Annotated in this window: 17 protein-coding genes; 4 read left to right on the top strand and 13 right to left on the bottom strand. The window is 41.6% G+C overall.

The window, feature by feature from the left end; genetic code table 11:
• Positions 1 to 46 precede the first annotated feature (46 nt).
• The 11 genes from nspC to WJP93_RS05135 all read right to left on the bottom strand — a co-directional run bounded on the left by nspC (position 47) and on the right by WJP93_RS05135 (position 14,847).
• The gene (gene nspC, locus WJP93_RS05185; protein ID WP_273406267.1) at positions 47 to 1,198 is read right to left on the bottom strand and encodes a carboxynorspermidine decarboxylase; all 1,152 of its coding nucleotides are present in this window, start codon (positions 1,196 to 1,198) and stop codon (positions 47 to 49) included.
• A 7-nt stretch (positions 1,199 to 1,205) separates the two neighbouring features.
• Positions 1,206 to 2,465 carry a saccharopine dehydrogenase family protein gene (locus WJP93_RS05180; RefSeq protein ID WP_337547214.1) on the bottom strand — a complete coding sequence of 420 codons (1,260 nt, stop codon included), beginning with the start codon at positions 2,463 to 2,465 and terminating at the stop codon, positions 1,206 to 1,208.
• 22 nt (positions 2,466 to 2,487) lie between these two features.
• Complete coding sequence (gene speE / locus WJP93_RS05175; protein ID WP_337547213.1) at positions 2,488 to 3,342, bottom strand: polyamine aminopropyltransferase; 855 nt, start codon at positions 3,340 to 3,342, stop codon at positions 2,488 to 2,490.
• Positions 3,343 to 3,380: 38 nt separating this feature from the next.
• Positions 3,381 to 4,823, bottom strand: a complete 1,443-nt coding sequence (locus WJP93_RS05170; protein WP_227100249.1) for an aminotransferase class I/II-fold pyridoxal phosphate-dependent enzyme — start codon at positions 4,821 to 4,823, stop codon at positions 3,381 to 3,383.
• Between the two features lie 406 nt (positions 4,824 to 5,229).
• Positions 5,230 to 5,964 (bottom strand): hypothetical protein, encoded by a 735-nt coding sequence (locus WJP93_RS05165; RefSeq protein WP_066558067.1) that lies wholly within the window; start codon positions 5,962 to 5,964, stop codon positions 5,230 to 5,232.
• A 192-nt stretch (positions 5,965 to 6,156) separates the two neighbouring features.
• On the bottom strand, positions 6,157 to 8,925 hold the full coding sequence (locus tag WJP93_RS05160; protein WP_337547212.1) for a family 78 glycoside hydrolase catalytic domain: 2,769 nt from the start codon (positions 8,923 to 8,925) through the stop codon (positions 6,157 to 6,159).
• Between the two features lie 17 nt (positions 8,926 to 8,942).
• Complete coding sequence (locus tag WJP93_RS05155) at positions 8,943 to 9,821, bottom strand: carbohydrate ABC transporter permease (protein ID WP_066558076.1); 879 nt, start codon at positions 9,819 to 9,821, stop codon at positions 8,943 to 8,945.
• An 11-nt stretch (positions 9,822 to 9,832) separates the two neighbouring features.
• On the bottom strand, positions 9,833 to 10,774 hold the full coding sequence (locus WJP93_RS05150) for an ABC transporter permease subunit (protein ID WP_337547211.1): 942 nt from the start codon (positions 10,772 to 10,774) through the stop codon (positions 9,833 to 9,835).
• Positions 10,775 to 10,890: 116 nt separating this feature from the next.
• On the bottom strand, positions 10,891 to 12,504 hold the full coding sequence (locus WJP93_RS05145; RefSeq protein WP_337547210.1) for an extracellular solute-binding protein: 1,614 nt from the start codon (positions 12,502 to 12,504) through the stop codon (positions 10,891 to 10,893).
• 178 nt (positions 12,505 to 12,682) lie between these two features.
• Positions 12,683 to 13,720 carry an AraC family transcriptional regulator gene (locus WJP93_RS05140; protein ID WP_262537743.1) on the bottom strand — a complete coding sequence of 346 codons (1,038 nt, stop codon included), beginning with the start codon at positions 13,718 to 13,720 and terminating at the stop codon, positions 12,683 to 12,685.
• Positions 13,699 to 14,847: an AraC family transcriptional regulator gene (locus WJP93_RS05135; RefSeq protein WP_337547209.1), complete on the bottom strand. Its 1,149-nt coding sequence runs from the start codon at positions 14,845 to 14,847 to the stop codon at positions 13,699 to 13,701. The genes WJP93_RS05140 and WJP93_RS05135 overlap by 22 nt, the downstream gene beginning before the upstream one ends.
• Before the next feature lie 120 nt (positions 14,848 to 14,967).
• Between WJP93_RS05135 and WJP93_RS05130 the strand changes: the two genes are divergently transcribed.
• From WJP93_RS05130 to WJP93_RS05115, 4 genes are all read left to right on the top strand, one after another.
• On the top strand, positions 14,968 to 15,507 hold the full coding sequence (locus WJP93_RS05130) for a TetR family transcriptional regulator (RefSeq protein ID WP_227100241.1): 540 nt from the start codon (positions 14,968 to 14,970) through the stop codon (positions 15,505 to 15,507).
• A gap of 114 nt (positions 15,508 to 15,621) precedes the next feature.
• Entirely contained in the window at positions 15,622 to 16,035 is a 414-nt protein-coding gene (locus WJP93_RS05125) for a hypothetical protein (protein WP_227100240.1), read from the top strand.
• A gap of 21 nt (positions 16,036 to 16,056) precedes the next feature.
• On the top strand, positions 16,057 to 17,901 hold the full coding sequence (ftsH, locus tag WJP93_RS05120; protein ID WP_337547208.1) for an ATP-dependent zinc metalloprotease FtsH: 1,845 nt from the start codon (positions 16,057 to 16,059) through the stop codon (positions 17,899 to 17,901).
• Positions 17,898 to 18,440: a DUF308 domain-containing protein gene (locus tag WJP93_RS05115; RefSeq protein WP_337547207.1), complete on the top strand. Its 543-nt coding sequence runs from the start codon at positions 17,898 to 17,900 to the stop codon at positions 18,438 to 18,440. The genes ftsH and WJP93_RS05115 overlap by 4 nt, the downstream gene beginning before the upstream one ends.
• Here the strand turns inward: WJP93_RS05115 and WJP93_RS05110 are convergent.
• Both WJP93_RS05110 and WJP93_RS05105 read right to left on the bottom strand, forming a co-directional pair.
• Positions 18,387 to 18,887: a TetR/AcrR family transcriptional regulator gene (locus WJP93_RS05110; protein ID WP_337547206.1), complete on the bottom strand. Its 501-nt coding sequence runs from the start codon at positions 18,885 to 18,887 to the stop codon at positions 18,387 to 18,389. The genes WJP93_RS05115 and WJP93_RS05110 overlap by 54 nt on opposite strands.
• 154 nt (positions 18,888 to 19,041) lie before the next feature.
• Positions 19,042 to 20,115 (bottom strand): nitronate monooxygenase family protein, encoded by a 1,074-nt coding sequence (locus WJP93_RS05105; protein ID WP_337547205.1) that lies wholly within the window; start codon positions 20,113 to 20,115, stop codon positions 19,042 to 19,044.
• Between the last annotated feature and the right edge of the window lie 12 nt (positions 20,116 to 20,127).

Raw genomic sequence — 20,127 nt, 5'->3', positions numbered from 1 at the left:
TCAATGTTTGACGAAACCATTACACCGATGTCGTTTCGTAACACCACTAAGAAAGTCTATTTTTGAAATCTTCATATCCAAAGCGCTTTACTGTCTCGATGGCTCCATCTTCATGAAGCAAGCAAATATCTGGCAGACCAATTCCATTAAATGTATTGTTTTTTACCATGGAATAAATTGCCATATCTTCAAATACAAGACGGTCTCCCACATGAATTTCATGGTCAAAGCTATAATCACCAATCACATCTCCAGCCAGACATGTCATGGATGAGAGGCGATATGTATAAGGCTTCTTACCAGCTTCATCGCCGCCTTTAAGCGGTGGGCGGTACGGCATCTCTAATACATCCGGCATATGACATGCTGCAGATGCATCCAATATCAGAATAGAAAGGTCATTGTCCACAATATCCTGAACCTCTGTTATCAGATAACCCGCGTTTAATGCAATTGCTTCACCAGGCTCCAGATATACTTCCAGATGATAGGTATCCTTTATTCGCTTTATAAGGCGAATCAGACGTTCAATATCATAGCCTGGTCTTGTGATATGATGACCGCCTCCGAGATTAAGCCATTTGATCTTCTTTAAATATGGTTCAAAAGACTTTTCAAAAGCGTTGAAGGTTGCCTCCAAATCATCAGAATCCTGCTCACAGAGTGTATGCACATGGAGTCCTTCTATTTCTTTTGGAAGTGTTTCTGGAAATTTTGCGCGCACTACACCAAGACGTGAACCTGGTGCACACGGATCATATATTGCATGACCCTCCTGTGTGGAAAACTCTGGATTGACACGCATTCCGATACTTACACGATTCCCGTTTTCTCTCTGACTGTTATTATATTCAGAAATGATTTCTTTGTGCTTTTCAAACTGCGCAAATGAATTGAAAATGATATGATCACAGATCGTTACAAGCTCCTTCATATCCTCTGTCTTGTAAGCTGGTGCAAAGACATGGTTTTCTTTTTTCATCTCTTCATATCCAAGCCTTGCCTCATAAAGACCGCTGGCGGTCGTACCACTTAAGTACGACCCGATCAGCGGATATACGCGAAACATTGAAAAAGCTTTCTGTGCCAAAAGGATATGACAGCCCGTCTCTTCTTCGACACGATGCAGACATTCCAGATTTTCTCTTAGCTTTTTTTCATCAACCACATAGGCTGGTGTTTTGATTGTTTCCCACATAGCTTCATTACTCCACGATCTGCGGATTTTCATCTACTACCCACGGCAGACCATAGCGGTTTAACATATCCATGTATGGATCTGGATCAAACTCTTCCACATTGAATACACCTGGCTTTTTCCACACCTTATCCATGACAAGTGCTGTTCCAATCATTGCCGGAACACCTGTTGTATAAGAGATTGCCTGGGAACCTACCTCGCGGTAGCACTCCTGATGATCACATACATTGTAGATATAGATGGTCTTCTTCTTTCCATCCTTAGTTCCTGTATAAATACAGCCAATATTTGTCTTTCCTACTGTTCTTGGTCCTAAGGAAGCCGGATCTGGCAGCAATGCCTTTAAGAACTGAATCGGAACGATCTCTTTTCCTTCAAAGTTAATAGGTGATGTGGAAAGCATACCAACATTTTCAAGGCACTTCATATGAGTCAGATAACTCTGACCAAATGTCATAAAGAAGCGAATGCGCTTTACACCTGGAATATTCTTTGCAAGAGATTCGATTTCCTCATGATGAAGCAGATACATATCCTTCTCACCAACCTGTGGGAAATCATATACACGCTTGATCTCCATCGGCTTTGTCTCTACCCAGTGACCATTCTCCCAGTAGGAGCCATTTGCAGAAACCTCTCTTAAGTTGATTTCCGGATTGAAGTTTGTTGCAAACGGATAGCCATGATCGCCACCGTTGCAGTCTAAGATATCAATTGTCTCGATCTCATCAAAATAGTGCTTTAATGCATATGCACTGAAAACACTTGTTACGCCTGGGTCAAAGCCAGTTCCAAGAAGTGCAGTCAGACCTGCCTTTTCAAAACGCTCCTTATATGCCCACTGCCATGAATAGTCAAAGTAAGCAGTGAAACCTTCATCCTTGCAGCGCTTTTCATAAATAGCTCTCCACTCTGGATCATCTGTATCCTCTGGCTCATAGTTTGCAGTATCAATATAGTCAACACCACATGCAAGACATGCATCCATAATGGTCAAATCCTGATACGGAAGTGCAACATTCAAAACAGCCTGTGGCTTATAGGAATTGATTAATGCCTTTAACTCTTCTACGTTGTCTGCATCTACCTGTGCTGTCGTGATTACAGTCTTTGTGGTACCCTCAAGCTTTTCCTTTAATGCATCACACTTTGATTTTGTACGGCTTGCAATGCAGATCTCTGTAAAGGTGTCGCTGTTCTGGCAGCACTTATGAATTGCTACACCTGCTACTCCACCACATCCAATAATTAAAAGTCTTCCCATCGTTTTGTCCTCCTGTTTTATATTAGTTTTCCTCTTCTTCCAGCATATCCTCAACATATCGAGGAAGCATAAATGCACCCTTGTGCAGATTCGTGGTGTAATACCACGTTTTTATATTGCGCTCCTTCCAGCGTTCCACATTTAAATCTGTCAACGGATGATATTTTTTTGACGTAAATCCAAACAGCCAATAACCTGATGCACATGTTGGAATATGTGCCTGATATACTCTGCTTATTGGAAAGCTGTGGCTTGCTTTTCGGTGCATTGCGCGGCATGTATCCTCATCTTCATCATAGAATGGACTTCCATGCTGATAAACCATGATGCCATCCTCTTTTAAAGCGCGATAGCAATTTCCATAAAATTCCTTCGTAAACAATCCTGCCGTATGACCTAACGGATCAATTGCATCATTTATAATCAGATCATATTGATCATTCTTTGAACGAAGAAAACGAAGACCATCTGCGTAAAAGACGCGCACACGCGGATCATCCAGACCTCTTGCATTGTCTGGGAAAAACTTCTTGCAGACCTCTACAAATACCTCATCTGGCTCAACAACATCAATCTCTTCAATCTCTTTATAATAAGAAAGCTCTCTTGCTACGCCTCCATCTCCGCCTCCAATTACAAGCACATGGCGCACATTTGGATGAACTGCCATAGGCACATGAACGATCATCTCGTCATATACAAACTCATCCTTCTCGGAAAATACAATGCTTCCATCGGAGCTGATAAATCGTCCAAATTCCTTTGAATCAAACACGTCTATTCGCTGGAAATCGGTCTGCTCGCCGAACAGCTGCTTTTCCACTTTCACTGACATTTTTACCTTGTCAGTATGATAATCTGAAAACCAAAGCTCCATTTTTTATCCTTTCAGCTGCCACATTTTATTCTGCAGCCTTATAATACATTTAAATACTCTACTGCTGGATCTTCCGTTCCCTGCATAGAACAGCCCTTTTCCTTTGCATAAAGTACATATTCAATAATTTCGTCTGTAATAAGCTCGCCTGGTGCCAAAATCGGGATTCCCGGCGGATAACACATGACAAATTCGGCACAAATGCGGCCAGATGTCTCTCTAATTGGAAGGCGTGTCTTTTCTGAATAAAATGCTGTCTGCGGTGATACAAGTACCTTCGGATTAATGTACTCTGTATTTAACATACTAGCCGGGTCCTTTGAATACAAACGCTTTATATCGGCAAGTGCACCAACAAGACGCTCTATATCCTGAATGCGGTCTCCGATAGAAATATAAGCTAAAATATTTGCTATATCACCAAGCTCAATCTGAATATCATACTCATCACGAAGCAAATCATAGACTTCGATTCCCGCAAGACCAATATCTCTTGTGTAAACAGAAAGCTTTGTGACATCAAAATCATAAACGCTTCCTCCATTGATTAAATCCTTGCCGTAGGCATAATAGCCGCCAATCGCATTGATTTCATCACGGGCATACTCTGCCATTTTTGCGACCTTTGCGAAGGATTCTTTTCCGCGAAGTGCCAAATTTCTTCTGGAAATGTCAAGGCTTGACATCAACAGATATGATGCACTTGTTGTCTGTGTCAGGTTAATAATCTGACTGACATACTCCCAATTTACGTTCTTTCCTGTTAAAAGGATGGAGCTTTGCGTCAGGCTTCCGCCTGATTTGTGCATGGAGACTGAGGCCATATCTGCTCCTGCATCCATCGCACAAACTGGAAGATTTTCTCCAAAATAAAGATGCGTTCCATGTGCCTCATCTACAAGCACCTTCATGCCATGTGCATGTGCCACCTTTACAATAGAACGAAGATCCGAACAAATTCCATAGTATGTCGGATTATTGACAAGGACAGCTACTGCCTTTGGATGTTCAAGAATCGCCTTTTCTACCTCGCTTACCTGCATACCAAGCGAGATTCCCAGACGATTATCCATCTCCGGATTTACATATACTGGAATTGCACCGCAAAGCACAAGTGCATTTATTACACTCTTATGAACATTTCTCGGCAAAATGATTTCATCTCCTGCCTTGCAGACAGAAAGCACCATACCCTGAACAGAGGACGTTGTTCCTCCAACCATAAAAAATGCATGATCGGCACGAAATGCCTCTGCCGCTAACTCTTCTGCCTCCTTAATTACTGAAACCGGATGACACAGATTATCAAGCGGCTTCATGGAATTGACATCAAGACTGACGCATTTTTCACCAAGAAGCTCGACTAATTCCGGGTTTCCACGTCCTCTCTTATGTCCTGGCACATCAAACGGAACCACTCTTCGTTTCTTTAGCTTTTCAAGCGCCTCATAAACTGGCGCGCGCATTTGTCCTTTTTCCATTTGCCTACAGTCCTCTCAATTTGATGACCTGTTTCTTTTATAAAAAAAGGAACAGGCTGCATCACCTGTTCCGTAAAGTCCTATGTATCGTTTTTTCGCACGCATGCTTTTGCCCAGATGTGCATCCGATTATTATTGACCGTTTCACAAGTGATGTTTCGACCGGATGAGCACACTACTGTGCCATGTCCCGTCAACTTATAAAATTTGAGCTTCTAACTCAATCAATAACGCGGTTTAAAAACCACAATCGGCAGCTGCCCCGCCTGTCCGTATGGGCTTAATCCTCATCATTAGATGCGGATAGGCATGCGCAATAAAACGCGCTATTTGTAATATAACACGTTTGTTTCAAAAATGCAATTGTTTTTTTTTACATTTTCAGTTTTTGTGAATAGATGTTTCTTTATTCTTGTTCCTCCTTCCACAAATCAATAAACTCCAGAAGTGCTTTCGCCTGTTTTTCTTTTGTTTTTTTAGACGTTTTTTTCAGAATACAGTCAATTTGATCTATTCCTTTTTGATCCATTCGCGCTAACCATTGCCCGTCTCCATATACGCGCCCCTTTGTTATCTCCACAATCTGAAATGGATCGTAGCTGTCTAGCCCCATATGTTCCAGTTCCTTTTTTATTCCGTATCGTGTTCTAGGCATACAGCGATCCTCTAAAAATTGCTCATATTCTTGCCACGAAGGTTTTTCGCGGCTGCCAAATGCCCGACTAATCAGATCATCTGTGAAGTTCCAGATTTCCAGTCTGTTTATTGCTGGATAAATGTCCAACAATGTTGCTGGTTTTTTACGATCCATATATACATAGACAATTCTTGAAGACTTTTTTGCCTCATCTATAACATTGCTTACTGTACCAAGCGACACTCCTGCCTTTTGCGCAGTCTGGCGCATGGAATTTCCCTGCTGATAAAGTGTGCAAATTTTTGCCTTCTTCTCTGTACTTAGTCCTGGTCTTCCCTTCTTTCTTTTTGCAACATTAATCGCTGCCCTTAGTTCATCTCTTTCTTTTGCACACTTCGCATATTCTTCCATCACTCGCTTTAATTTGCGGTTAAGGCGCTCGATTTCCCGTTCATTTTGTGTTTTATTTATATCCTTATCTTTCTTTTCACTTTCAATCTCCATTTGCAGCCTCCTTTCCCTTAAAAATAGTATATCCGTATATGTTCAAAAAAATCAATCTTTTTATGAACATATACGGATTTTCAAATACATTTATGAATAAATTGTCACTCTACAAATTTTAGTTAAAAAACTTGTATACTTTTTAACTGCGAATAATGATAAATGACTTTCTCATGGGCAATAATTTTAGATCTAATTTTCTACCTTAGCCTCAAACTTCCACTCGCCACTTCCAACCTCAAGCTGTGAACCACCGTATTCTTTTGGCATACATACAGTAGCAATAATTCCTAGCGGAATGTATGCCGCAAGAAAAAAGCTTTCATTCTCCTTTTTCCATGACACCTTTACAATTCCCCACGGGGTCATAACACTCCCCTTCGCATACGTCAACTCTGCTACGGCATACGGTGCCACTAACATTTTTGTCCATCCTGGTGACTGCGGACGAAGCCCTAACACAAAGCTTGTCATCCATTCGCGCACATGACCCATCATCGCATGATTACGGGAGCGCACCATACTACCAAGCCAAAGTTCCTCATAATTCCAATACTCCGGCAATGTGGTAAGTCCATTATCGGCAAATACACGATAGCTCGGCGCAGTTGGATTCATTACCATCTGATAGACAACATCACTATAGCCTGCCTCTGCCAGTGCAGTAAATACCTGTTTTAAACCAACTTCTCCTGACGTCAAATGATAACCATTTTTCTTTACAGCTTCTACGAGTGCTTTCACTGCCTGCTCTTCATGCTCCTCTGCCATACCGCTAAACAATGCAATCGCATAGCTTGCCTGACTGCCTGTTCCAAACTGTTCAGTTGCCTCATCGTAACACTCTGGATGGTGATAAAATGCGTCTCTTACGGCTTGTGCTTTTGCCTCGTATAATTTTGCTTTCTTATCTAGCTTATTTTCTTTCTGTTTTTTCTGCCCTTTTAAAATTTCACAAATCTGCTTTGTAATCACGAGCATTCTGTAATATGCACAAGTAGCGACCAGCACATTTGGTGTATGCTCCCCATACTCACCCCATTCGCCCATCTGCGCATAATTTTCCAAGACACCATTTGTCGTCTGGCGATCCAAATAGGCTAGGTAACGCTCTATTACTGGAAATGCCTGACGCAATACAGCTTCATCGCCATAATATTGATAATATGCCCACGGTGTGAAAACACATGCACCATTCCAGTTTGGATCCTTGTAAAGTCCTCCGATACGATAAAACGCAGGAATGATACCTGGCACAAACCCCTCCTCATTATTTCCTGCAAGCGAAGCCTGCTCGTTATCGAGCTGCGAATCGCAGATATCATGAATAATCTTTTTCATCCATGCGCGAATGTCATACACATCTGCAACAGATGCAAACATCAGATGTGAAGTTTCAATCCAGCCGAGTTTTTCAATCTGCGGACAATCGGTAAAGCTCCAGTACATGTTGCTTGAAATTGAGCGGTCTGTAATTTCGCAGATACGATTTAAAGTTTGATTTGAAGTTTCAAAAGTGCCATGCTTCTCATTTGCTACTGCAAGACGACAGCAGATGATCTGATCTGACGTAAGCTCACCTGGGAAGCCGACGACCTCCACATACTGAAAGCCATGATAGCAAAAGGACGGATGCCAACGCTCCTCACCAGTTCCTGCCATTCGATAGGAATCGCGAATCACACAGTCAAACTTCTCACTCCAACTCTGAGTGCACGACCTCTGGTCTACACCATTGTCAGTCTCATTTATCATTTCCGCTGGGTACATAGAAATCCAATTTCCACGATTTTCTTTTGTTGTTCCATGTAGCACAAGCTCCACAAAACCAGCTCCATTTTTTCCCACATCTACCATGAAATGACCTTCTCCCAGCTTTTTTACGCTCTTTGCGGTAAAGCGTTCCTCGATCCTAATTGGCGGACACTCGCGCGCCATAAGCACTCCCTTTGGCGACTGCATTTTCTTTGCTTTGGCCCAGCCATTTTCCTCTGATGGTATCTTTCCTATAAGTTCTTCTGCCAAGCAGGCATCGTAATCCTCGCCGCCATACCAGTTCTGAAAAACAGTCGGTCCATTGACCCACAGCCAGTTTTCATTGGATGTGCAAACAATCTTTCTTGTTCCATCCTTTAAGATCAGCTCTACTTGAGCGATCAACTTCTTTCTGCCACAGATTCCCGGCTTAACAAAACAACTGTCATTTTTCTGATAACGGCCAAATTTTGTCTTTGTTCCATCTTGATATACCATAACCGGGTTGATTGTGTACCCAGTGTACTGACCATTTCCCAGCGTTATCGTAAGGAAATTAGTGCCTGAAATAAGTTGATTTGTAATGTCATAAGTCACATAATAAACAGTCTTTGTCGCATCAGACTCGCCAGGCTCAAAAAAAGCATCGGATAACTTCTGTCCATTCATATCAGCCAGAAACACACCAAGTCCACTGATATACGCTCGTGCACATACTACTTGTTCAAGATCTGCCACTTCAAATTCACCTACCAAAACCGGAGCTAACTCCTGATTTTCATAGTCTTCACCCTGTCCAATCCAAGTGCCTTTCCAATCCTCGCGCTCAAGTAAGCCTGTCTCAAATGATGCCGTCTCACTCCACACGGATGCCTGATTTTCTCCATCCCACACCATCACCTTCCAATACGCTTTCTGTGCAGAATGTAGCTTTTTGCCCTGATACAAAATTCCAAAACAGCGGCTTTCCTTTACAACACCGCTGTCCCAGAGCATCCCTGTCTCATTTATAAGCGATGCCTCACTCTCTGATACCAGAATTCGATATGCAGTCTGTCTTTCATTTTTTTCGTCTTTTTTATCCGATACCAGTTGCCAGGAAAACACCGGATTTTCGTTGATTCCCAGCGGATTTTTCAGTGCCTGTACCCTCAGATCCTCAGTTCTCATTCCAATTAAGCCTCCGTCATCGTTCATCTTTGTCATTTTGTCATTTCATCTTTTTATCCCTTTACAGAACCTACAGTCATACCCTTTACAAAATATTTCTGTGCAAATGGATAAATCAAAATGATCGGTATAATTCCAACAAAGATCTGTGCACACCTCACGGTACGATCTGAAATCATCGACATGGACTGCCAGTCCTCTAAACTAAGCAATGTCATATCACGCTGTACAACAACGGTCTGCAAAAACGATGCTAATGGATAGCTTGATGGGAAATTAGAGAAAATTAATCCATCAAACCAGCTGTTCCAGTGACTAATAAAGGAAAACAGCATCAGAGTCGCGATTGACGGCTTTGCACATGGTACAAAGATCTGGAAACAGATACGCCACTGTCCTGCTCCGTCGATCTCGGCTGCCTCCTCTAATTCGTGTGGAATTCCTCTAAAGAAATTTAACATCAAAATTACGTTGTAAACAGGAACTGCTGCTGGAAGCACCAACGCCCAGATCGTATCCATCATTTTCAGATTCTGAATTAGCAAATAGCCCGGAATCAGGCCACCTGAAAACAGCATTGTAAAGAAGAAAATCCATACATACACAGTTCTCATGCGAAATGAAGTCGATTCCTTTGACAGTGGGTACGCAAGCATAATTGTTAAAATCATATTTAATGGAAGTCCGATTGCGACACGCTCCACCGAGCGAAGCAGTGATTTCCAGAAATCAGCCTTCCCTACTACATAATCATACGCATACAGATTAAATTCAACAGGAAAAATAGAAACTTTTCCAGCTGCAACTGCTGTACTGCTTGAAAATGACATTGCCAGAATATTTAACAACGGAAACAGGCAGGCAAATGACAGCAATGACAGCACAATTACATTAATTACCTCAAAAACAATACGCCCTTTTGATTTCTTCATAACAGTTCCTCCTAAAAGATACGATAATCAGCCAGCTTATACGCCAGGAAATACGATATCGAAATAAAAAGTGTGGAGATAACGGATTTAAACAAACCCACAGCTGTTGCTGGTCCATATTGCGCATCCAAAAGACCAAGACGGTATACAAACGTATCAATGATATCTCCTGTCTGGTATACAGAAGTGCTGTACATATTGAAAATCTGATCAAAACCTGCATTTAATACATTTCCAAGACTAAGTACCATCATCAGCACGATGATCATCTTCATACCTGGAAGTGTAACATGCCATGTCTGCTGCCAGCGATTTGCGCCGTCAATCTGTGCAGCCTCATACAGTTGCGTGTCAATGCCCAAAATAGCAGCTAGGTACACAATTGCTCCATATCCAAAATTTTTCCAGATATCGGTCACAATCATCGTACCTCTAAAATATCGATTGTCACCTAAAAAGAAAATGGATTTTCCGCCAAATGCGGTTATGATTTGATTAATGATTCCTTCTCCCGGGGAAAGCATATCACGGAAAATTCCACCGAGAATAACCCAGGACATGAAGTAAGGCAGATACACAATTGTCTGCACGACTTTCTTAAAACGGCGTCCCTTTATTTCATTTAAAAGAAGCGCAAACACGATTGGAACAACTAATCCCAGCACGATCTTCCATGCTGCTATAATAATCGTATTCATCATCGCCCGTGTGAAACCCGGAAGGGAAAATACATATGAAAAATTGTCAAATCCGATCCACTTCTGTTTTCCAAACATTCCCTTACTCGGGATAAACTTCTGAAATGCAATGATCAATCCGCCCATCGGAACATAGGAAAAAATAAGAACAAGAATCAGTCCCGGAAGAATCATCAGATGCAATGGCAACTCTTTTTTAAACTTTGCTTTCGTATATTTCGTTTTTACTTTTTTTACTATATTTATATTTGGCATTTCAAATCCCTCATTTTCATCGCTGTATTCCAACTGTACTTCAATAAAACAATGAAAAAGCTGCCATGCTGTGCCACACCAGACGCTGCATGACAGCCTTTTTTATCTCTGACCAATTACTGTTGTGCCTGATACCACTCGTTCACTTCATCCGTCATATCCTGACCACCTGCAGAATACCAAGATTCTACAACGTTATCAAACTCATCGGCAGTTGTCTGTCCAGTGATGATCTTAATGAACGCTTCATCGAGCATGGTATCCAATGTTGTCTTTCTCATACTCATGGTCTCAGTTGCGACTCCATAGAACTGATCTCTTACTAACTTTACGTTTTCATCGTTCTCATAATCAATCAAAAGCATCTGGGAACCACCTTCACCGAATACACGATTCCAGCCCCAAAGTGTTGTATCGCCATCCTGCGCTGCCTTGCTGTACTCATACATGCTAAGCTGCTCTCCGTAAAGATCTCCTGGATCGCCAGTCTTTAACGGCTCTGCGATTGCCTTTGCGGTCTGCTGATTCTTATCCGGGCTGTTTAAGGATACCGGTGAAAGTCTCCATACACCCTCTAATCCATCACCTGGGTTTGCATAGTAGCTATACTCATTTAATTCTGGATCGAATACCTTCTCACAATAGAGATTTAGCAATTCAACTAATGCCTCTGGATGCTCACACTCAGAGCTTACTGCATACCAGCTGCTTGTCATCATGTTGATACCCGGTGTCACCTCTGCACTTTCCTCGCTGGTTACGATCTGATATGGTCTCCAGTCTGCATCTGGATTCTGGTTCAAATTATCCTGCAGTGGCCACAAAGCAGTTGCATGCCATCCATACAATACACCACACTTATCGTTTACCAGATCCTCTGCTGCCTTTGTTCCATCATTTACATGGAACTCTTCATCCAGATAACCATTCTGATACAGATCAGCCAATGCTTCCAGTGTCTGCTTCATCTCTGGTGTCGTGCTGCCGTATACGAGTGTTCCGTCATCCTGCTGTACCCAGTAACGCGGGTATGCACCATATGCATTTGCAAAGCCCTTAATATCCATCAAGTTTCCATACAAATCGTTGCAAAGAGCCATGCCAACTGCACCATCTCCTACCTTTTCCATAAAGGCATCCATGATTCCCTTTAAATCATCAATTGTCTTTGGTGCTTCCAGCCCCAACTCATCCATCCAGTCCTGACGAAGCCAAAGCATCTGTGCGGTCTCAATATCACAATCAACATATGGGATTCCGTACTGTACTCCATCAAAAGTACATGCCTGCACACACTGCTCTCCTGCAGATTCGATCATGGACTTGAGCAGATCACTCGCATACTCCTCAAAATATGATCCCATATCAACAACCAGATCTGCTTCTACCAGATTTTTCAGTGTCAATTTATCGACACAAACGATATCTGGTATCGTTCCTGCTGCAACGGCTGCATTAAACTTCTGTGTCTGCTGCTCTTCATTCGGTGCAATCCACAGATACTTCACATTGATTCCAAGACGATCAGCAATCAGTCTAGTCCAACGGTTATCCTCATAGGACTCATCCTTTAAAATAGAAAAAATATCACTCTCCATTGTGGAGTCCTGTGTTCTACAGAATGTCACAGTGTATTCCTCTGTGTTTTCTGCTGCCTGTGCCATCGTTGGTGCTACACTTGAAAGTGCTGTCAATGTGCCGAGAAGTGCTGCTAACGTTCTTTTTTTCATGTTTTTCCTCCTAATAAAAATGTGCTTTTATACAACAAACCGCTGATTTTCGTTCTTAGTTTTGTTGCTTTTTGTTGTACTCATCATATCTTTTTTACTAGTATTTTTCAACATGCTTAAAATTTGCTTTTTATGACCTTTTTTCTGAATTTTTTCTAATTTTTCTATAACCGTTTCCTTATCCTCGCTGGATTCGGTATGTCTGCGGTGTCACACCATATCGTCTCTTAAAATTCCGGTAAAATGCAGCAGAATCGCCACAGCCGACTTCCTCCATAATCTCTTCCACACTTTTATTTGTCCTACACAGCAAATCTGCCGCCGTCTGAAGGCGAATATCACTAAGAAGCTGCGAAAAAGAATATCCAGTTTCCATCTTCAATTCGTGTCGCAGCGTATCCTCTCTTCGATTCCACCTTAACGCTAGCTCTTTTAACGTAATATCCTGTAAATGCTGCTTCATATCCTGCAAAATTTCTGGTATCTGCCACACGCTTCCATCAAAACCCTCCAGAATCTTCATATTCTGTCTATGTCTGCGTATTCCCTCACCGAGCAGAATACAGACATAGCTTTCCTGTACTAGATTACTCTTTTTTGTCTCTAACTGCGCCTGCTCATACAATCGAAGCACCGTCTGTTTCATCCGATCATCTGGTGTTGCTGAAAAAAATAATACGCGATTGCAATAATTGGTGTACGCCATTTTCCAGAAAAAATCGCCTAAAATTCCCTGCTCATACAAAAGTGTGGAAAAGGTTCTGGTAAAAGTCGATGCTCGCATCAAAATATTCACGGCAATTCCGTTTGAATCTGCTGTAAAAAGTGCCTGCTCAACTCCCGGTGCCACAATGCAAAAATTTCCCTCCGACATGTCATACTGCTTATCGCCAAGATAAAAAACAGCGGTTCCTTCCATTATGTAAACAATCTTAATAAATTCCAGTTTATGCAAAAAAGGTGGACAAAATCTTACATTTTTAAAACAGTGTACCTGCACATCCTCATTGGGAAAAATTTCCTTTTCCGACAAAAAACCTTTTATTGGCGTCGGTGCTTCCTTTGCTATTTCAGTTGAAAAACGCTCACGAAATTCCTTCCAGCTTCGAATTGGACTATCATACGCCGCTGGATTTTTCTGGTATAAATTCCTGTATTCTTTCTGACCATGTTCTTCTTGTCTCAATATTTCTTCTAATTGCTTGGATACGGACATAATTCTCCCCTTCCTTTGCGGTATTTCACAGGTGACACACAATACATTGCCTTAAAATTTCGATAGAAACGACTCTTATCGGTATACCCTACTGTCTCCACAATCTTCTCAATCGAAAAATCGGTGTGAAGAAGCATTTTCTCTGCACGTCTCATACGAAATTCACACAAAAGCTGTGCAAACGTTTTTCCAGTCTCTTTTCGAAAATATCGGCTCAAATACCCTTCACTTAAGTTAAATGTACCTGCCAACTCTGGCAAGCTACATGTAAGATGATTTTCCATATAAAATAGCATATCTGCCAACTGATAACCACCTGCACGTCCCTCTCTTCCCAGTACAATCAATTCTTTTTCGTGAAGACGCAGAACATTCCCATAAAAAATCAGCAGCATGCTTTTTCGAATCAAGCTACTTGGATTTTGCGTTTCAAAAAGAATCTCCTCACACAGATTCTTTACATTTTCGGTCACGATTTTTTCCTCTTTTCCATCGTACATCAGACAGCCATTGTCCGTTCTGCTGTACAGCATTCGCCAGAGAAATTCCGACATAATCCCTTGTTCCCGCATCAATCCCAAAAAGGATTCTGCAAATGAAGAAAAGCGCATAATTAAATTCACAACAATATCCTCATCATTGCAGCTATACACAGCCTGCTCTACATTTGGTCCAACAAGACAAAACGATCCTTTTTTCATTAAAATTCTTTCACCGCCAATAAAGAAAAAGCAGCTTCCTCGGAGCACATACACGATTTTAACAAATGCTAGACGGTGCAAAAATGGTGGACAATATCCGCAATTGACAACTAACGCGACCTCATCCTTTGGATTCGGAAAGAAATAGGCACTCTCCTCCAAAAATGGATTCATGTAAGTAGGTGCTTCTTTCGGCATATGAGCGGCAAATTCAGTGCGAAAACGCCCTCGAAATTCCTCCCAACTGCGAATCGGGCTATCATATGCTGCTGGATTTTCAAAATAATAGGGTCGATATGGATTTTTCTCCATATCTCCTGATAGATTTTCCAGCCGTCCCAGCTCGCTGATTCCCTGCCCGTTTACCTCCTGCTCATTCATTCTCTGCTCGTACATATCTTGCTCACATATTCCTAACTCATTCATCCCCTCAGAACACCTCCAAATTATTTTTCTTCTTGCAAACGTCCTCTTTTCTCCCTTATAATAGCAGAAACAGGAAGAAAATAATATAATTTTCAGCAAAAATTTACCAAGGAGGGTATTATGCCAATCGATATGAAAGCGGCGATTTGCCGTTCTGCTTCCGAACTTTTAACAAAAAAGCGTACTAAAAAACTTACAGTTAAGGATATCGTTGAGGAGTGCGGCATCACACGCCAAACATTTTATTATCATTTTCAGGATATTCCAGATCTTATCTGCTACATGATGGAGCAGGGTTCTAAGGAGCTTTTGGAAAATTGTCTTGCTCAGCCAACGCTTGAAGATAAAATTCGTTACCTGTTAAGCGTTGCGCTTAATGCCCGCCCACTGATTCAGCGCACCATTCCTTCCAGCTATCAAAGTGAGCTTGAGCCACTTTTACTTGAACAATTTTATTCTTTTTTCGATCAGCTGACTAACGAATCTGCTTCTTCCTCTCTTGTTTCAGACAGCTTGACAGCATCACAAAGAAAGCTTCTCCTTCGCTATCACAGTCTGGCTTTTCTAGGTCTTGTCCGCACCTGGTCTAAAGATGATTCTGCTCACATGGATGAAATCGTGCATGATCTGGCTCAATTCTTTACACACAAAACACACTAATAAATCTTTTTACACTTTTTAAATTCTGTCCATACACAATACAAATTGTGACTATTGTTTTGGTGTGCCTTTCTTTCTATAATAAAGCTAGCAAAGAAAAGGAGGCACGATGCTATGTTTGCTGCAAAAATGATTGAACTTGACGAAAAACTCCGTCATCTCCATGAACGAATTGACGATGGTGAACACGAAGATATCACCGCACTGATGTGTGAATTAAATGCTCTGACAGAAGAATATAATTTGGAGCAGGATGCAATACGCTATCGTCTAAAGGAATGTAAAGTACCCAAAATTCAGGCACTGATTTCCATGTACAATGACGTCCAGGAACGAATGCACAATGCCGCCGAGAGCGACCCCGAAGCTACGTGGAATGAAAATGCTGAAAACACTGCGCTGCTTGCGGAATACGCGCTTGATTTTGCAATTCTCGCTGCTGACCGCGCACTGCTTCTATCCTTAAAGGCAATTCAGGAGCAGAAAGAGGCCAGCAAAATCGAACTCCAGCAAAATAATCTTGTTTAAAACTAAGAAAGGGGTACTACCATGAAAGAGGTCAAATCACCAAAGAAACCGTTGATTTACTATTACGTGATTGTCCTGCTTGTACTGGCTGCATTCAACTTCTTCGTCTCCCCGCTTTTATTATCGCGTCAGGTGACTGAGGTTGACTACGGAACTTTTATGAGCATGACGGAAAAGAAAAACATCGGACGCGTTGAGATTGAGGATTCTCAGATCATCTTTACCGACAAAAATAATGACAACATATACAAAACAGGTGTCATGGATGATCCAAATCTCACAGAACGACTTTATCAGTCTGGTGCAACCTTCTCAAAAGACATCGAGCAGACAATGTCTCCTATCATGAGCTTTCTATTAACCTTTATTCTTCCGATGGTTATCTTCGTTGTTCTTGGACAATACCTTGGAAGAAAGCTTTTAGAACAGGCTGGTGGAAAAAATTCCATGGCATTTGGCATGGGAAAGAGCAATGCCAGAGTTTATGTTCAGTCTACTGAAGGCATCCATTTTGATGATGTTGCCGGTGAAGATGAGGCAAAGGAAAATCTTGCTGAGATTGTTGATTATCTTCACAATCCAAAGAAATATACTGATGCCGGTGCCTCTATGCCTAAAGGTCTTTTGCTTGTAGGCCCTCCTGGAACTGGTAAAACAATGCTTGCAAAGGCTGTTGCCGGTGAATCTGGTGTTCCTTTCTTCTCAATTTCAGGTTCGGAATTTGTTGAAATGTTCGTTGGTATGGGTGCTTCTAAAGTCCGCGATCTTTTTAAACAGGCAAAGGAAAAAGCGCCTTGTATTGTCTTTATTGATGAGATTGATGCTATTGGTAAAAAACGTGATGGTCAAGTAGGCGGAAATGATGAGCGCGAGCAGACATTGAATCAGCTGCTGACAGAAATGGATGGTTTTGAAGGAAATAATGGTGTCATAATTCTGGCTGCCACAAACCGCCCTGAATCTCTTGATCCGGCTCTGACACGTCCTGGACGTTTTGACCGCCGTGTTCCTGTAGAACTTCCTGATTTAAAGGGACGTGAAGCAATCCTTAAGGTTCATGCAAAGAAAATCAAGCCGGCAGATGATGTTGACTTTCATACAATTGCAAGAATGGCATCTGGTGCTTCCGGTGCTGAACTTGCAAATATAGTAAATGAAGCTGCTCTTCGCGCTGTACGTCAGGGACGAACTATTGTCCATGAGGCTGACCTTGAGGAAAGTGTTGAGGTTGTTATTGCTGGTTATCAAAAGAAAAATGCCGTTCTCTCTGATCAGGAGAAAAAGGTAGTCGCTTACCATGAAATCGGTCACGCACTTGTCGCTGCACTGCAGTCTCACTCTGCACCAGTTCAAAAAATCACGATCATTCCACGTACCTCTGGTGCTCTTGGATACACTATGCAGGTTGAGCAGGGTGACAAATATTTGATGACAAAAGAAGAAATTGAAAATAAAATCGCAACCTTTACAGGCGGCCGTGCCGCTGAGGAAGTAGTTTTCAATCAGATTACTACTGGCGCTTCTAATGATATTGAGCAGGCAACAAAGCTTGCACGTGCCATGATTACACGCTATGGTATGAGTGATGAATTTGATATGGTTGCCCTTGAGACTGTAACAAATCAGTACCTTGGCGGTGACGCTTCTCTTGCATGCTCTGCTGATACACAAAAGGAAATTGACCGTCAGGTAACTGAACTTGTGAAGAAACAGCATCAAAAGGCAAAGAAGCTTCTTCTTGATAATCGCGACAAGCTGGATGAATTATCAAATTATCTATATGAGAAGGAAACGATTACAGGAGAAGAATTTATGGAAATTTTAAACAGAGATTCAAATACTGCTTCAGGAGGTGAATTAAAATGAGAAATCGTTCCCGTTTCGGCTGGATTGAGCTGATCGAAGGAATACTTTTGATTATTCTTGGAATTTTCTCTTTTCTTCGTCCAGACAGTATGTTATCCGGCTTTGTCATGTTCTTTGGACTTATTGCACTTTGTATCGGAATTCTCGACATTATCTTTTATGTCAGAACAGAGGAACATGTCGGCTTTGCGCCAACTATTGCTCTTATATCCGGATGCTTAAGCGTTCTTGCTGGTCTGATGCTTCTTGTATATCCTGGTGCTGTGAAATGGGCTTTTTCACTTTTCTTCCCGATGTGGTTTATCGCCCATTGCATTTCACGACTGTCACAGCTGCCAATGATACGCATTTGGACAGTAAAATGGCATTATTACTTTATTATGATTGCAAATATCATTGGTCTTTTTCTTGGCATTTTCATGCTGATTCGCCCTGTTGCTGCACTCATATCACTTAGCTATCTAATTGGAATTGATTTAATTTTACTAGGCATTGATTCCATTATCCTCGCATTTAGTAGGATGGGAAGTGACTGGTAATCCCATACTTTTTATAATGGAGTCTGCAATTTGTTCTGCGGACTCTTTTTTTTGATCCTTCTGCCACTTTAAAAAGACATTTAATAATGCACCGCCATAAAAATAAAGCTCATACTCTGGAATTTTATACTTTGGCATAATTCTCTTGCTCATGTAATCATTCATCGCATCCCACAGAATATATTGCAGCTTTGCATCTACCAGCTTTCCAATAAACATCTCATACTGATCGAAATATTTCAATGCATGAACGATGCTGCTTCTATCATGAAAGCTTCCTATCTTTTCTGTTCTGCACTCACGTATATATCCAGCAACTATCTCGTGAAAATAATCAGACAGCGCGTCTTCCTTTGTCTCATAATAATGATAAAATGTCATTCTTGATACGCCAGCCGTCTTTACAATATCTGAGATTTTAATTTTCTCATATTCTTTTTTATCCATCAAAACGAACACGGCTTCCCCGATACACATCCGGGTAAACCGTGTTCGTTTATTATGTTCTCTAGAAAATAAATTGACCACTATACTATACCTCCAAAATAAGTATTCCCTCTGTTCACCCTATTTTTATTTCAGTATAGCACATTTTTCTTAATCATGAAAGTAAAGATTCTATTACATCTTCTGCATATTCAAGATGATCACATCTCCACGCATCTGCTCCGCAGAAAACAAGACCATTTTTTGCATCGCCCGTGACTGAGGTAATCAGCGCATCTGTAATACAATATGGAATCTTATCTGGACGGCAATTTTTCAGACAGCCTCTGCAGCGCACTGGCGCTATGCGTCCTCCAGACATAATGGTATCACTAAATTTATTTCTGACAGCTCGTCCCGGAAGACCAACAGGACTGTCAATCAAAATAATATCTTCCTTTGATGCATCAAGATAAGCCTTCTTAAAAGCATCTGACGCATCACATTCATATGTTGTAACGAAACGAGTAGCTGCCTGAATAGCGTCCACGCCTAACGAAAAAGCATGATCTGCTGCTTCCTTTGTGCTGATGCCTCCTGCCAAAACGACTGGAATTTCTTTGTTAAAACGCGCCGCATACTCACGGCAGACTTCAATAATATTACGCACCTCTTTTTCATAGACATCAAAGGTATAATAGGAGAGCTGATCTTTTGCAAAGCCAAGATGACCACCAGCAAGCGGTCCTTCAATAATCACAAAATCTGGTGCGCAGTGATGCTTTTTCTCCCAATAGCGAAAGATTACACGCGCCGATTTTTCAGTTGAAACGACTGGTGCAAGCGCTGGTGCCTCCACAGATTGATCCATCTCTTCCATTGCCTTAGCAACAATTTTAGGAAGATCAACTGGAAGACCTGCTCCGCATACAAGAAAATCTGTTCCTGCCTTAACAGCAGCCCTCACATACTCTTCGTAATGCTGCATTGCAACCATAATATTAAAACCGATTATGCCATCCTTGCTTATTTTTCTTGCCTTATCAAATTCACTTTTGATTGCGCGAAGATTTGCCTCAAACGGATCTTTGTCAAATTCAGGATCTAAAAATCCAATCTGTGCTGCTGATATCGTGCCGGCTCCTCCTGCCTTTGCGACTGCACCAGCCAGTCCAGAAAGACTTACGCCGACACCCATACCGCCTTGAAAGATCGGCTTTTTCAGCTCTTTATTTTTTATTTTTATCATATTTTATTTCCT

The sequence above is a fragment of the Anthropogastromicrobium sp. genome, from assembly GCF_037349415.1.
Taxonomy (GTDB): Bacteria; Bacillota; Clostridia; order Lachnospirales; family Lachnospiraceae; genus Anthropogastromicrobium; species Anthropogastromicrobium aceti.
This window is presented reverse-complemented; position numbering and strand designations above follow the sequence as displayed.